Below are 14,491 nucleotides of genomic sequence, written 5' to 3'. Positions count from 1 at the left end.
TTTTCCAATTAATTTCATTTTAAATTCGATTGGTTTTAGTTTACCATAAATTGCAGATACAAGCAAGCTGCACCCGGGTAAGTTCTAATTCACAAGCTTTTTATTTGTATGCCGGAACAAATCATGCTACAATAGTGTTATCATGTACACCAGAAGAGGTAACTATGGATAAAAGGGACAGAAGAAAAGAGCTGCGTAAGGCGCAGAGGAAGAGAGAAGTTCGTAGAAATATCATAATTCTCTGTATACTGACTGTGCTTTGTATAACCGCAATTGTCATTCTGGCAGCCGGACTGCGTAAGGACAGGTCACCAAAGACAAAACAGACGCTTGCAGAGGGGAACGCCGGTCAGCCAACACCGGAAGCGGATATCATAACTACTCCGGAGCCCCTGGCTCCCACAGTCATCACGGTAAGTGCTGCAGGAGACTGTACACTTGGTTCGGATGTGAATTTCGAGCCTTCCACCAGTTTTGTTTCGAAGTTCCATGAAGTGAACGACCCAGGATATTTCCTGGCCAATGTACGCGATATTTTTGCATCCGATGATCTGACCATTGTGAATCTGGAAGGCACATTATCAAATCAGGGAGAACGTGCGGATAAGCAATTTGCTTTTCGGGGAGACCCTTCTTATACAGGGATTCTTACCAGTGGATCCGTGGAAGCTGTAAATCTGGCGAATAACCATAGTAAAGACTATGGGGAACAAAGTTACGAAGACACTATTTTTCATGTCGAATCAGCCGGTATCACCAGTTTTGGCTATGAGCGGACAGCATTAAAGGAAATCAAGGGTGTCAAAGTGGGGCTTGTAGGTACATATGTCCTGAAGGATGGGATTGAAAGTAAGCAGGGGATGCTGGATAATATCCAATCGCTTCAGGAACAGGGAGCACAGCTGATCATTGCCAGTTTCCATTGGGGATCGGAAAAAGAGTACACACCGGATCCGGTACAAAAAGAGCTTGCCCATGCGGCGATTGACGCCGGAGCGCATCTGGTGCTTGGGCATCATCCCCATGTTCTGCAGGGCGTGGAGACGTATAAGGATCGTTATATCTGTTATAGTCTTGGAAATTTCTGCTTCGGAGGCAACAAAAATCCTTCGGATAAAGACACCATGATTTTCCGGCAGACATTTACTGTGACCGGTGACGATGTGGCGGCGGACTCGGTGACGGAAATCATCCCATGCAGCATTTCATCTGTTTCGTCCATTAATAATTATCAGCCTACACCGGCAAAAGACAGTGAGAAAGAGAGAATTCAACAGAAGATAAGCAGTCTGGAGTATTAATCAAGGCCAGGCGGATTCTAACCTAAATCTAACAGAATAAAGAGGATAGGAAATGCGATTTGAAAAAGTATTATTTGTCTATTTAATCGTGATAAACATGATCACATTCATAATATATGGAATAGATAAAAGACGGGCAAGGAATCATGCCTGGCGAATTCCGGAGCATACACTGCTCAGTATGGCTGCTCTGGGCGGAAGTGTTGGCGCCCTTGCAGGAATGGGTTATTTTCACCATAAGACCCGCCATCGGAAGTTCACTGCAGGAGTGCCCTCCTTTCTTGCAGTACATATCATTCTGCTGATACTGATTCTGGCAGAGCCTGTATCAGCATCAGCGAATTACAAAGTCACGGACACATCCCGGAAAGTCTATGACTATGCCGGGCTTATGACGGAGGAACAGGGGAATTCACTGGAGACATATGCTGACCGGCTTTCGGAGAGATACGGTGTGGATTTTGTAGTCGTGACGATTACTGAGAATAACAGGGTCAGCGCTCAGGATTTTGCAGATCGTTTTTTTGACGACAACTATTTTGGACAGAAAAGCGGGAAAAGAGAGTATGGTAAGGGAGATGGCATGCTGTTCCTGATCGATATGCAAAACCGGGACATTGCACTTTCCACGGCCGGCTTGCTCCATCGGGCGATGGGGGATGAGGAGGTTGATCAGCTGCTGGACGATGCGGTGGGATATATGCGGTCGGAGAGCTATTATGAAGCCTGTAAGAGTGCACTGGGGAACAGTGCCGGGGCGGTAGATGGATACATATCTTCCAGAAATGTGATGAGTATTGTTGTTCCGGTGATTTTGGCGGCTCTGCTTACTGCGGTAACACTTGGTATACTGGTAAGCTTCAGTAAGAAGTCCAAACCTGCTACAGAAGCCGGGAGATTTATCGTACCGAATTCATTGGATATCCGGCATCAAAATGAGATAAGGACAGGAACTTATACAAGTGTTACTCCGATACCGAAATCCACCCAGAGTGGCGGCGGTGGAGGCGGCGGAAGCCATACCTCCAGCGGAGGTGCCTCTCATGGCGGAGGCAGCCGGGGTTTCTGACCTGCTTACGTATAGAATTGTCGGATAAAGAAAGAGGTTGACATGGCTGAGAATATGAATTACAGATGCCTGAACTGTGGAGGGGAATTGACATGGAATCCCGGACTTCAGGCCTGGAAGTGTGAATATTGTGACAGTGAGTTCCAATTAAAAGAACTGGAAGCCGCCCAAAAGGCAAAGGTACAGGAAGAAAGCGCAGAACACAGGAAGGACAGTGAAGAAAAGACTGCTACAGACGGAACTGCACGGGCGGCGGCCGATCACCTTGTAGAATATTCCTGCAGTTATTGCGGGGCCAGAATTATTACGGATGAGACAACTTCTGCTACCTTTTGTGCTTACTGCCAAAGTCCCATCGTGATATCCTCGCAGCTGGCCGGGGATTTTGCACCTGAAAAGCTGATTCCGTTCGTAAAAACAAAAGAAACAGTGATGAAGGAATATCAGTCCTTTGTAAAAAAACCGCTGACGCCCAGGTTTTTCTATGAGCAGAACAATATCGAAAAGCTGACAGGCATCTACATACCCTTTTTCCTATATGATACAAAAGGGATGGGAAATCTGGATGTAAAGGGAACCCGCGTCACTGTCTGGCAGGACAGCAGGAATCGTTATACCAAGACCGATACATACAGCTATAAAGTGGAAGGGAATCTGGAGTTTGAAAACATCCCGGTGGATGCCTCATCAAAGACTGACGATGCGGCTATGGACTCAATTGAACCTTTTGATTTCAATAAAATGGTAGATTTTTCACCCGCCTACCTTGCCGGTTTTATGGCAGAGAGGTATGATGAAGAGGATGAGAGGACAAGAAAGCGGATGGAGCATAGGGCTAACAAATCGTTGAAGAACCAGTTGCTTCAGACAGCTCCGGCTTATAACACTACGAGCGTTGTCCGGGAGGATTTGAAGCAGATAGTTGCAAAGCGAAAATATGTACTTTTGCCCACCTGGATTCTCAACACCAGATATCATGGAAAGGACTATCTGTTTGCAATGAACGGTCAGACAGGAAAATTTGTGGGAAATCTGCCGGTGGATAAGAAAAAATTATGTTTATACGGATTGGGTACATTTGCCGGGGGCTTTGTGGTTTTCTGGCTGATTACCCGATGGATTATAGGATTTTAATAAAAGGAAAAGGAGAATTACGAATATGGGATTAATCAGAATGGCAGCAGGCGCTGTATCGGGAACGTTAAGAGATCAGACATTGGAAGTATTTGAGTGCGGACAGATGGGTGACGGTGTATTGATGCAGCCGGCAGTCAGGGTCATGCGCGGAGGAAAGAATAAAGGAACGGAGAATGTGATTTCAAGTGGTTCCACATTCAACGTGGCAAGAAATCAGTGTGCAATTCTTGTGGAGAACGGGAGAGTTCATGATTTAGTAATCGGGGATGAGAATACGGAAGGACAATACAGATATGACAGCACTGTGGAACCATCCCTTCTGGTGGGCGGATTCATGGAACTGAAACCCGTCATGCATCAGGTGTGGGAGAGATTTACGGCGGGCGGACAATCCAAAAATATCATGCGCCTGTGTTACATCAATCTTCAGGAAATCCGGGATAATAAAATCGGACTCGGAAATGTACCCTTCAGGGACAGTGAATTCCAGATTACAGTCAAGGTACAGGGATTTGGCAGATACTCCTTTCAAATCAAAAATCCCGTTGCATTTTTTGAAAATGTATGTAACGACCCCTCCAGAAAGGTGGAGAGGGAGGAACTGACGGCTCAGATGAAAAGTGAGGTGCTGGCATCTATGCAGCCGGCTTTGGGCAGGATTGCTGCGAAAGGGATTTCTTATGATATGCTGATTAATTATCCTGTGCAGATTGCAGAGGAGCTGAATAAAGAACTGGATGCCAAATGGGAACAGCTCCGGGGTATTGTTATGGTAAATCTTGCGCTCGAGAGCGTGACGGTGGACGATGCAAGCGCCGAAAAGATATCAAAGCTGCAGGAGGCTCGTGCCATGGGAACGAATACGGCCATCGCAGGAGGGAGACTGGTTAACGCGCAGGCAAATGCCATGGAGTCAGCAGCCTCTAATTCGGCGGGAGCTATGACCGGATTCATGGGTTTTGGAATGGCAGGGGGGAATGACGCCGGTGCGAATGCCATGGAACTGATGCGCCAGGCAAATCAACAGCAGACAAGTCAGAGCCAGAAACAGGAGAAAGAAGACGGGAAGATTTCCTGGGACTGTGTCTGTGGGAAGACCGGAAACATCGGAAAATTCTGCCCGGAATGCGGTGCACCTAAACCGGAGATCAAGAACTGGTTCTGCACGGAGTGCGGAGCCAAAAACAGCGGCAGGTTCTGTTCCGAATGCGGAGCCAGGCGTCCATAAGAAGAGGTTTGTTCATGTATAAAATTATGCTGGTAGAAGATGATCTGACAATTACGGAGGTTCTGGAGCGTCAGCTTCAAAAATGGGGTTACCTGGTTTCTGTAACAGAAGATTTCAGCAGGGTACTGGAACAATTTAAAGAAGAGAATCCGGAGCTGGTTTTGATGGATATTGGCCTGCCCAGTTTCAATGGTTATTACTGGTGTCAGGAGATTCGGAAAATCAGTAAAATACCGATTATCTTTATTTCTTCGGCCAGTGATGATATGAATCTGGTCATGGCAATTAATATGGGAGCAGATGATTTCCTTGCAAAGCCCTTTAAGCTGGAGGTGATTACTGCGAAGATTCAGGCACTTCTGCGCAGAACCTACGCATTTACCACGGATACTGAGGTTATAAAGGTCCGGGATATTACGTTATCTGTAACGGATAATACCATCAGCCATGGACCGGAAAATCTGGAACTGACCAGAAATGAGTTTCGGATTATAAAGCTTTTGATGAGTCAGGCAGGCCAGATCATATCCCGGGAGGATATGATGCAGGCACTGTGGGACACAGATCACTTTATTGATGATAATACCCTGACTGTCAATATGGCCAGACTCAGAAAACGGCTGGAGGAAATAGGTGTTTATAATTTCATCGAGACAAAGAAGGGGATGGGTTATCGGATTGCTGCGGAGGAATAGATGGGAGGATTTTTAAAACAGGAGTGGATTGTCTGGATTGTGGATGCTTTTGGAACGGGATTGTTTTTTCTTCTGTCTGCGGCATATCATGTTCCGCCGGAGGTTCCCCTTTATACCGTGATTCTTCTGCAGGCGGGTATTGCATCGCTGGAAATATTCCGCTATGGGAGGTACCGGGAACGCTGCCAGATGTTAACCACAGCCTGTGAGAATGCGATTACCTGCATGAGTGAACTGCCTGCGCCGGAGCACAAAGTTGAGGAACTGTATCTGGAGCTGATACATGTTTTGAATGACCGCTGTGTGGAGGATGAGCAGAAATTTCAGGAACGTCTGGAACATGCAGACCGGTATTATACCAGATGGTCTCATCAGATCAAAACTCCCATTGCAGGAATGCGGCTGCTTTTGGAAGAAGACGAGGTGAACAGACCCGCTCTGGAGAGAGAGCTATACCGGATTGAACAGTATGTGGAAATTGTGCTTCAGTATCAGAGGATAAATTCAGTGACTCAGGATCTTTTGATCCGGAGGTATTCGATTAGTGATATGATCCGGCAGGCCTTGAAAAGAACGGAGGCATTATTCGTAAATAAGAAGGTTTCACTGTGTCTTCATAATCTTGAAGCGGATGTAATCACAGATGAGAAGTGGTTCGTATTTGTAATTGAACAGCTGATCAGTAATGCGGTCAAATATACCCGCAAGGGAGAAATCCGCATGTATATGGCACAAGGTCCGCTAAAACTTCTGATTATCGAAGATACAGGTATTGGAATCCGAAAAGAGGATCTGCCCAGAATCTTTGAGTGGGGCTATACGGGACAGAACGGCAGACTGGATAAAAAAGCGACAGGTGTGGGGCTGGCTCTCTGTAAAGATACAATGGAGATGCTGGGGCATGGAATCGGCGTGGAGTCTGTCCTTGGAAAGGGGACAAAAGTAACTCTGGACCTGACGCAGAAAAAGATGGAGTGAGCACCAGCTTACAACTTTGTAAGCATTCTGTAAGCCGAATCTATGGCAGCTATGTGTTTCTGAAGCTATAATAAATCCTGTAAAAAAAATTTGGAAATGAGGAAGATAATATGGCACTTTTACAGGTGAAACATGTGAAAAAAACATATACCACACGCTTTGGAGGAAATCAGGTCCAGGCACTGAGCGATGTAGATTTCTCGGTGGATAAGGGCGAGTATGTGGCTGTTATGGGGGAAAGCGGATCTGGAAAAACGACCCTTTTGAATATACTTGCGACTCTGGACAAACCGACAGTCGGGGAGGTATGGCTGGATGGAAAGAACATGACGGCAGTGCCGGATAAAGAGCTGGCGGCTTTCCGCAGGGAAAATCTGGGCTTTGTATTTCAGGACTTTAACCTTCTGGATACATTCTCAATCCGGGATAATATCTTTCTTCCCCTGGTTTTAGCGGGAATGAAATACCCGGAGATGGAGCAGAGACTGAAAAGCTTGACAGAACCTCTTGGAATTAACAAACTGTTGGATAAATTCCCCTATGAAGTATCCGGAGGGCAGAAGCAGAGAGCAGCAGTTGCCCGGGCATTGATTACAAACCCGCAGATGATTTTTGCAGATGAGCCGACAGGAGCTTTGGATTCCAAAGCTACGGATCAGCTTTTATCCATATTTGAAGAGATTAACCGAAGCGGAGAGACGATTTTGATGGTAACGCACAGTACACGTGCGGCGAGCCACGCGGGACGGGTGTTATTCATCAAAGATGGAATCGTCTATCACCAGATATACAAAGGAGATATGAATAACGAAGAGATGTATGAAAGTATTTCCAATACGCTGACCCTGCTTTCGACAGGAGGCCGCAAACATGAGTAGAGGATTTTATTTAAAACTGTCTCTTCAGAATATCAAAAAAAACAGAAAGATATATCTGCCGTATCTGCTGATGACTACATTTATAACAGCTATGTATTACATTATCTATAGCCTGAGTGTGAACAAGGGACTGGACCATATGAGAGGAGGAGCCAGTCTGAGACAGATGCTTGGCATGGGCTGTGGAATTGTAGGATTTTTTGCACTGGTTTTCCTATTCTACATCAACAGCTTTATCATGAAGCGCAGGAAAAAAGAATTTGGGCTCTACAGTATTCTGGGCATGGAAAAACGCCACCTTGGAAGAGTTGTTTTATGGGAAACTGCAATCATCGGGGTTTTTAGTATTGTCATGGGTATTTTAGTGGGAATATTGTTGAATAAGCTGATTTACCTGGGGCTGCTTAATTTGTTTCAGGCAGAGATTTCCTTAGGCTTTGAGATTGCACCGTCGGCGGTTCTTGCTGCGGTCAGATGGATTGGAATTATCCAGATATTGATTTTTTTAAATGGTCTGCGTCAGATATGGTTCCTGAATCCTATAGAACTTCTTCATGGGGAAAATGTGGGGGAACGCGAACCGAAGACAAAAATTATTATGGCAATCCTGGGCCTTTTGTGTTTAGGCGCCGGATATTATCTTGCAGTGGCTACCGTCAATCCGATGGCTGCAATCTTTATACTGATGATTGCCATTTTACTGGTTATGGCAGGAACCTACCTTACGTTCACTGCAGGCAGCATTGCTCTTCTTAAACTTTTAAGAAAAAATAAAAACTACTACTATAAGACAAGGCATTTTGTATCTGTCTCCGGCATGATTTACCGAATGAAGCAAAATGCGGTAGGGCTTGCCAATGTTGCAATTTTGTCAACGGGGGTCCTCTTGATGATATCCACTACATTTTCGCTATATGTCGATTTAAATAATATCATAGAGAACCGATATCCAAGAGATATTATCGTGTCCGGCTATCGCACAACGGAGGATGAGACAGATAAGGTTTTACAGAGTTTTAAAGATGCTGCAAATGGCCTTCAACTGGAAACTGAAAACCTGTTTTACTATTCGGATATCTCTATGGGAGGGGTTTTACAGGGAGAGGAACTATTGACTGATTTGGATAGTGTATATGGATTATCGAATTCGGATGTCCGTAATATCTATATCCTGACACTGGATGATTATAATCGGATTAACGGGGAGAATAAGAATCTGGAGGAGGGAGAGGTTCTTGTCTACAGCAACAGAACACCCTACAAACATCAGAAGGTCAAATTGCTGGGAAAAACGTTTACAGTGAAAGAACATTTAAAAGATTTTTCTCAAAGCAGCAGTATGTCTTCGGATGTGATCGATTCACTTGCCATGGTGGTTAAGAATTCTGAGATAAAGATGGAACTGGCGGATCTGCAGCAAACCGTGTTGGACAATACAGGAAATGGTGGGTATTCTAATAATGAAGGGTTTTACGGAATTGATGTAAAAGGAGATAAGGACCAGAAAGCACTCTATCAGAATCGTATAAAAGCGGAACTGGAAACTCTTTCAAGCTCCTATCGGATTGAGAATAAAGAGGCAGGACGTATGGACTTCCTTGGCACGTACAGTGGTTTACTTTTCATAGGAATTTTCCTGAGCCTGCTCTTTATCGTGGCTACGGTTTTAATTATCTATTATAAGCAGATTTCCGAGGGTTATGATGACCGGGGAAGATTTGAAATTATGCAGAAAGTCGGGATGGATAAGCGAGAAATCCGCCGGTCAATTAATTCCCAGGTGCTGCAGGTATTCTTTCTTCCGCTGGTGACAGCCGGTATCCACACAGGATTTGCATTTCCGATTATGAGGAAACTGATGCTGATGCTGGGATTGAATAATACGGATCTGTATCTGGCAGTGACCGGAATATGTTTTTTAGTTTTCGCGGTATTCTATGCAATGATCTATAAAATGACAGCCAGGGTTTACTACAAAATTGTAAGTTAGTCTGACGTGAATGCAAAGAGGTGGCAATCATGAAGAAAAAAGTTATTATATCTGTGGGTATTGCGGCACTTGTGGTTGTGGCCGCCGGTGGGGCTTTTTGGTTCCGGTATACCCATTCGCAGACAAGAGCTCAGGTCCTGACAGATTACATGCAGGATATTGAAAAGGGAAAGTATAAGCAGATGTATGAGCTGCTGGACGAGCAAAGCAAAGCTTATGTCGATCAAGAAACTTTTATAGAACGGAATCAAAACATCTATGAAGGAATTGAGGCTGCGGACATCAAGGTTTCGATCCTTTCAGATGAGAAAAATAAAGCTTTGAAATACGAGACCAGCATGGAAACAGTGGCGGGAACTCTGACTTTTCAAAATCAGGCTTCATTTTCAAAGGAGGGCGGAAAATATTATCTGCAGTGGGATGACAGCATTATCTTCCCAGACCTGCTAAGGACCGATAAGGTAAGGGTATCCGCTGAGGCGGCCCATCGCGGCAATATCTTTGACCGGGAGGGATCGCTGCTGGCAGGAGACGGTCAGGTCTCTTCCGTTGGATTGGTGCCGGAGAAGATGCGTGAGGATTCGGCCGCAGATTTGAAGCGGCTGGCGGAGCTTTTGGACGTATCGACGGAGAGCATTCAAAAGAAGCTGGATGCGGGATGGGTTACAAAAGGCAGCTTTGTTCCGGTGAAAAGTCTGAAGAAAGTATCTCCGCTGATGTCGGCGGAGGAAGCAGCCCAGTCACAGGAACTGGCCTTGCAGAACCAGCTTCTTGAAATCCCGGGTGTGATGATATCAGATGCAGAAGACAGAGTATATCCCCTGGGAGAAAAGGCCTCCTTGCTGGTGGGCTATATTCAAAGTATCAGTGCCGAAGAGCTGAAAGAACGTTCCGGGAAAGGCTATACTGCCCAGAGCAGGCTGGGGAAAAGCGGTCTGGAGTCCTTATATGAAGAGAGACTTCACGGGGCAGATGGATGTAAGATCTGGATTCAGGATGAGGCAGGGGAGAATAAAGAGATCCTGGTATCCCGGGAGGTCAAAGACGGAGAGGATATCATAACCACTATTGACTCCAATCTCCAGACCATGCTCTATGAGGCATATGCCGGGGATCAGGCAGCAAGTGTGGCCATGAATCCTTATACCGGAGAGATATTGGCGCTTGTCAGTGCGCCCGGATATGACGATAATGATTTTATCCTGGGCATGTCTGAGAAAAAGTGGAAAGAATTGAATGATGATGAGAGACAGCCAATGTATAACCGGTTTCGCGCATCCTGGGTTCCAGGCTCCGCACTGAAGCCAATTATAGGTGGAATTGGACTTAGTACCGGTACTTTGGGAGCTGATGAGGATTTGGGACCTGCTGTCAGCAGTTGGAAGAAGGATGACAGCTGGGGGAATTATGAGATTACTACCTTACATACCTATGAGGGACCTTCTAATCTGGAAAATGCATTGATATATTCAGATAATATCTATTTTGCAAAGGCTGTGCTCAAGATAGGGCAAGACACACTGACGGAGCAGCTGAACCGGCTGGGATTCGGGACTGACATCCCCTTTGATATTGTGATGAAGAAATCGCAGTATGAGAATGACAGCGGAGGGCTGGGGGATGAAATAACCCTGGCCGACAGCGGTTACGGACAGGGGCGGATGCTTGTGAATCCGCTTCATATGGCGGGTATATATACAGCATTTGTCAATGACGGAAAGATGATTCGTCCCCGGTTGGAATATGAGAAGGAGCAGCAGGGGGAACCTGGGTGGAAGATGCATTTACACCGGAAGCAGCCAGGACCGTGCAGGAAGATTTAGTTCAAGTGATTGAAAATCCGGGCGGAACCGGACACAATGCCAGGATAGAAGGGATTCCTCTGGCAGGAAAAACAGGTACAGCGGAAATAAAAGCATCCAAAGAAGATACCTCTGGTACAGAGCTGGGGTGGTTTAATGTATTTACTACTGATCCCGCCATGGAAAATCCATTACTGCTGATTTCCATGGTAGAAGATGTAAAAGACCGGGGCGGGAGCGGATATGTAGTGGATAAGACGAAAACTGTGCTGGAACAATGGTTTCGGGTGAGCGGTTCAGTCAATTAGTTTCTCCGGATTTTAATTTCTGTTCGTACAGCTCTAACGTCCGTATGGAGAGCTTCATGTAATCTCTGGTGTAAACATCATCCAGATTGTAATGGAGGAATTCCGTCAGTCTCCGGACGCGGTAAACCAGTGTATTGCGGTGAACATACAGTGCCTGTGCGGTATTAACCAGAGAGCGTTCATTGTTGAGATACGCCTTTAGCGTATCAAATTTGTAATCGTTGGAATCCCTGCGGTGCTTCCACAGTGCCAGTACATCCGGATGGCAGGCATGTATGCAATCCGACAGGTTCTTTGCTTCAATGATGTAATCCATAGCATATTGATAGAATTCATGAAATCTCTTGCCCGGAAACTGCAGTCTGCCATAGCCCAGAGCAGCCAGAGCCTGATTCATCAGATAGTGAATATTGATGATTCCGACTCCGGGAAGGCTGCAGGAGAGATGAATTTCAGCACTGTCTGCCAATCTTGTCAGAATATCCAGAGGCGGCAGTCCCTGATAGCGTGAGAGATTGCAAAGGACGATGATGTTTGGATATTTTCGTATAATTACACATTGCTGCATCTGCTGCTCGATGGTGTGGGACAATATATTCATCTGGTCTTTCCCCAGACTCGGAGAAGTCATCTGTGCAATATAAATCTGGTAAAGATCTTCCTTTTTCCATCGTGGATAACTTAGCAGAAGCTCTAACTGTTCATCATCCACATGGACACCTGTCAGAAGAAGATGGAAAAAATCCATATTTGTACCTTGGCGGGAGGTTTTGCTTTGTTCGGCCAGATATACTTTTAAAATGTCTGCCAGCAGCTCCAGCAGCTGGAAATCACCGGGATTTAAGGGACGGTCTTTTTCAAGAACATTGATTCTGCCACATAGTATTTCATTAAAATAAAGGCTGTAAGTGATGCCGGGATAGCACAGATCACCCTTAAAATCAAAACGCTGCATGCCGCTTTTGGTGAAATCTCTGTTTGCATGCTGAAATTTGATATAGCTGATGGCCCGCATAGAGGAATAGCCGTAGGCTAACAGATACCGCCATTCATCATCCATCTCATCGGCCGTATACTGTTCGGTAATCCCCAATAATTTACAGTTACCGTCAAACAACATGATGGGGTTATGAAAGACGGACCAGCAGCTGTTGACTGCTTCCGGATAATTCCCGGATTTAATCAGTTCTACCACTTCTGAATACCAGTCTTCGTAAAAATCAAACACATATTGTACAAGTTCAAATGCCTCTGTAACCGGCATGTCTTTTATTCGAATCGTATCACCCTCACCATTACAGATTACATCGTGTCCCTCCTGGTAAACATGAACACAGTTCGTAGCGTATACCCGCCGGGCACTTTTCAGTATCGGCTTTGCATCATCTGCAATATTCAGAACCAAATCCAGGGAAGAAAGGCGGTTTGCCAGCATCCACATACTAAGTTTCATTTTTAAGGCCCCTTTGTCATTCTCACATAGTTACAGCTCAGCCGTTAAACTGATTGCATTAAAGTTTGCACGGCCGAACTGTAGCGTCATATATGCTATTCTAACATACTTATGCCTTTTTATAAAGAATGATTCGTACAAATAGTCAGATAAAATTTAAAGAAAATTCGTACTGTCTATACATGACGTATAATAAGGGGAGAAGATAGAATAAAAGTAAAGGAAATAATAGTAGAGGGTTTGTTCATGACAGAAAAGAGTTTATCTAAGTCACAGGTGAACCGGTATGGATTTTATTTCTTTGCCTCTTCACTGGCTGCGATGGTACAGATGACATACGTAACTATCTTCATGACAGATTACATCGGAATCCCCACAGGAATTGTAGCCACAACACTTCTTGTTGCAAGGGTGATTGATTTGCTTGTGGGAATTATCTGCGGAGGTATTATAGAAAAGGCCCGTCTGCCCTGGGGAAAATACCGTTCCTGGCTGCTGATCCTGCGCTGGGTTATTATTTTTTCACTGGTATGTTCTTTCTTTGATACAAGTTCCTGGCCACTGGCATTTCGCATTGGAGTGTCATTTATCGGCTATATGCTGATGAACGTAAGTATGAGCTTTACAACCAATGCATACTATGGACTGGGGCCGGCGCTGGCAGGTGCTAATCTAAGTGACAGATTCCGCCTGAGCACAAGGGGTGCACAATTCTCTTGTATAGCTATGTTGATATTTTCCGCATGTACGATTCCGCTGGTTACCCTTCTTTCTCCGATTGTAGGAGGAGGCAACGCTTATCTGGCGGTTTCAGTGGTGTTTGCTATTCCTTATATCTTTGGCTGTCGGATGGTATCCAATCTGTGCAAGGACTGTGATCCGGCAGTGAGGACAGGACAGGGAGGAAGACCGGTATCCACCGTGACAGTGATGGATATGGTAAAGTCAGTAATCAGAAATAAACAACTGCTGGTAGTATTTATTTCCTATACGATCTATTACGTGGCTCTTTATATATTTTCTAATCTGGGAGCCTATTATTTTACCTACCTTGTAGGTGACTTTATGAAAATGTCCTATTCTATGACTGTGTCGATGATCACAGGATTTATCGCATCACTGATTATGCCAAAGCTGGGTGGAAGGCTCGGAAAGAAAAAGGCTATGGTGACCGGATTCGTTATATATGCAGCTACCTGTGCATGTCTGTTTATTGCAGGAGCAAGCTGGATTCTCTATACGCTGTTTGCAGCAGGAGGCGGGGCGGCCATTTATATGTTCACAAGCTTTGGAGCCAACTATTTTGTAGATTGTGGTGAATATTATCTGTATAGAACAGGAAAGGACGCCAGGGATGTGGCAATTTCAATGTTTTCAGTTCCTATGAAGATTGGTATGGCATTGGGTGGAGCAATAGCCACTTATGGTCTGACGTTTATTGGCTATCAGGCACACATGCATGTGGATTCTGTTTTCCAGAACAGATTTCTTATCCTTATGGGTATTCTTCCTGCGGCTCTGGTACTGTTTGGGGCCCTGGTTATGGGAATCGGCTATAAAATCACGGATCACGATGCACAGATGTATGCGGAAGAAAATGCAAAAAAAGCAGCAGCAAAATCGAATTTGGCAGAGCAGCGGATAAGCTAAGG

At 45.2% G+C, this 14,491-nt stretch carries 12 protein-coding genes; 11 read left to right on the top strand and 1 reads right to left on the bottom strand.

The features are described from left to right. Positions 1-164: 164 nt before the first annotated feature. From KNL20_RS10600 to KNL20_RS15995, 10 genes are all read left to right on the top strand, one after another. Positions 165-1,301: a CapA family protein gene (locus tag KNL20_RS10600; protein ID WP_230397721.1), complete on the top strand. Its 1,137-nt coding sequence runs from the start codon at positions 165-167 to the stop codon at positions 1,299-1,301. Positions 1,302-1,353: 52 nt separating this feature from the next. Further along, positions 1,354-2,370 (top strand): DUF1294 domain-containing protein, encoded by a 1,017-nt coding sequence (locus tag KNL20_RS10590; RefSeq protein ID WP_329957462.1) that lies wholly within the window; start codon positions 1,354-1,356, stop codon positions 2,368-2,370. Positions 2,371-2,412: 42 nt separating this feature from the next. Beyond that, positions 2,413-3,504, top strand: coding sequence for a hypothetical protein (locus KNL20_RS10585; protein ID WP_230397720.1), 1,092 nt, complete (start codon positions 2,413-2,415; stop codon positions 3,502-3,504). Positions 3,505-3,529: 25 nt separating this feature from the next. Then, complete coding sequence (locus KNL20_RS10580; RefSeq protein ID WP_230397719.1) at positions 3,530-4,735, top strand: SPFH domain-containing protein; 1,206 nt, start codon at positions 3,530-3,532, stop codon at positions 4,733-4,735. A 14-nt stretch (positions 4,736-4,749) separates the two neighbouring features. Beyond that, the gene (locus KNL20_RS10575; RefSeq protein ID WP_230397718.1) at positions 4,750-5,430 is read left to right on the top strand and encodes a response regulator transcription factor; all 681 of its coding nucleotides are present in this window, start codon (positions 4,750-4,752) and stop codon (positions 5,428-5,430) included. Next, positions 5,431-6,408 carry a sensor histidine kinase gene (locus KNL20_RS10570; RefSeq protein WP_230397717.1) on the top strand — a complete coding sequence of 326 codons (978 nt, stop codon included), beginning with the start codon at positions 5,431-5,433 and terminating at the stop codon, positions 6,406-6,408. Positions 6,409-6,518: 110 nt separating this feature from the next. Continuing rightward, positions 6,519-7,286, top strand: coding sequence for an ABC transporter ATP-binding protein (locus tag KNL20_RS10565; RefSeq protein WP_230397716.1), 768 nt, complete (start codon positions 6,519-6,521; stop codon positions 7,284-7,286). Beyond that, the gene (locus KNL20_RS10560; RefSeq protein WP_230397715.1) at positions 7,279-9,276 is read left to right on the top strand and encodes an ABC transporter permease; all 1,998 of its coding nucleotides are present in this window, start codon (positions 7,279-7,281) and stop codon (positions 9,274-9,276) included. The genes KNL20_RS10565 and KNL20_RS10560 overlap by 8 nt, the downstream gene beginning before the upstream one ends. Positions 9,277-9,305: 29 nt before the next feature. After that, positions 9,306-11,099 (top strand): penicillin-binding transpeptidase domain-containing protein, encoded by a 1,794-nt coding sequence (locus KNL20_RS10555; protein ID WP_329957461.1) that lies wholly within the window; start codon positions 9,306-9,308, stop codon positions 11,097-11,099. Further along, on the top strand, positions 11,048-11,386 hold the full coding sequence (locus KNL20_RS15995) for a penicillin-binding transpeptidase domain-containing protein (protein ID WP_329957460.1): 339 nt from the start codon (positions 11,048-11,050) through the stop codon (positions 11,384-11,386). The genes KNL20_RS10555 and KNL20_RS15995 overlap by 52 nt, the downstream gene beginning before the upstream one ends. Here KNL20_RS15995 and KNL20_RS10550 read toward each other — a convergent pair. Continuing rightward, on the bottom strand, positions 11,379-12,839 hold the full coding sequence (locus KNL20_RS10550; protein ID WP_230397714.1) for a PucR family transcriptional regulator: 1,461 nt from the start codon (positions 12,837-12,839) through the stop codon (positions 11,379-11,381). The two genes, KNL20_RS15995 and KNL20_RS10550, sit on opposite strands and share 8 nt — an antisense overlap. 246 nt (positions 12,840-13,085) lie before the next feature. Here KNL20_RS10550 and KNL20_RS10545 point away from each other — a divergent pair, with 246 nt between their 5' ends. Beyond that, entirely contained in the window at positions 13,086-14,489 is a 1,404-nt protein-coding gene (locus tag KNL20_RS10545) for an MFS transporter (protein ID WP_230397713.1), read from the top strand. Positions 14,490-14,491 lie beyond the last annotated feature (2 nt).

It is taken from the genome of Novisyntrophococcus fermenticellae (assembly GCF_018866245.1).
Classification (GTDB): Bacteria; Bacillota; Clostridia; order Lachnospirales; family Lachnospiraceae; genus Novisyntrophococcus; species Novisyntrophococcus fermenticellae.
This window is presented reverse-complemented; position numbering and strand designations above follow the sequence as displayed.